Source organism: Bacillus haikouensis (assembly GCF_013179555.1).
In the GTDB taxonomy this organism is placed as follows: domain Bacteria; phylum Bacillota; class Bacilli; order Bacillales; family Bacillaceae_B; genus Rossellomorea; species Rossellomorea haikouensis_A.
Genome location: NZ_JABMCR010000572.1, coordinates 1 through 927, shown reverse-complemented (window position 1 = coordinate 927; position 927 = coordinate 1). Strand labels below are relative to the sequence as shown.

Sequence of the window (927 nt, the reverse complement as noted above, 5' to 3'; positions counted from 1 at the left end):
CCATGGGACCGACCACAAAAACGTTATCGGTAACCGGAGGAATCGATTTCGACGCTTTATCCGACAACTACCGCATACAGGCGAAGGGATTGCTGGATGGTGGTGTCGATGTTTTGTTATTGGAGACAAGTCAGGATGCATTGAATGTCAAAGCAGCTAACCTTGGTATCCAGGCTGCGTTCAGAGATAGCGGCAAAGAGGTCCCCATCCTATTATCTGGTACGATAGAACCAATGGGTACGACACTTGCGGGACAGAATATCGAAGCATTTTATTTATCTTTGGAACATCTGAAGCCTCTGGCTTTCGGATTGAACTGCGCGACAGGACCTGAATTCATGCGTGACCATCTGCGTTCACTATCTAAGTTAGCAACGACATATGTCAGCTGTTATCCGAATGCAGGACTTCCTGATGAGGAAGGGAATTATAATGAAACCCCAGAATCACTCAGTCTGAAAATGAAAGGGTTCCTTGAGAAAGGCTGGCTGAACATGGTGGGTGGCTGCTGTGGAACGACTCCAGACCATATAAGGGCTTTATCCGAGTTGGTCAAGGGATTTCTACCAAGAGTTCCAAACAAGTCACATGCTCATGCCGTCTCGGGTATCGAAGCTTTTTTATATGATGACCAGGATAACCGGCCTATATTGGTAGGTGAACGGACGAATGTGATCGGTTCCAGGAAGTTCAAAAGACTGATAGCTGAAAATAAAATTGAAGAAGCATCTGAAATAGCAAGGGCACAGGTGAAAAATGGTGCTCAGGTCATTGACATATGTGTTGCAGATCCCGACAGAGAAGAAGCGGAAGATATGGATACATTCATTCAGGAAGTTGTGAAGAAAGTGAAGGTTCCTCTTGTCATCGATACAACCGATGAAAAAGTGCTGGAGACTGCTTTGAAATATTCACAGGGTAAAGTAA

At 45.1% G+C, this 927-nt stretch carries 1 protein-coding gene; it reads left to right on the top strand.

Annotation, left to right across the window (positions count from 1 at the left end; all coding sequences use genetic code 11):
- Positions 1 to 927: homocysteine S-methyltransferase family protein (locus HP456_RS24360; protein WP_172255809.1), on the top strand; the 927-nt coding region annotated here is incomplete at both ends.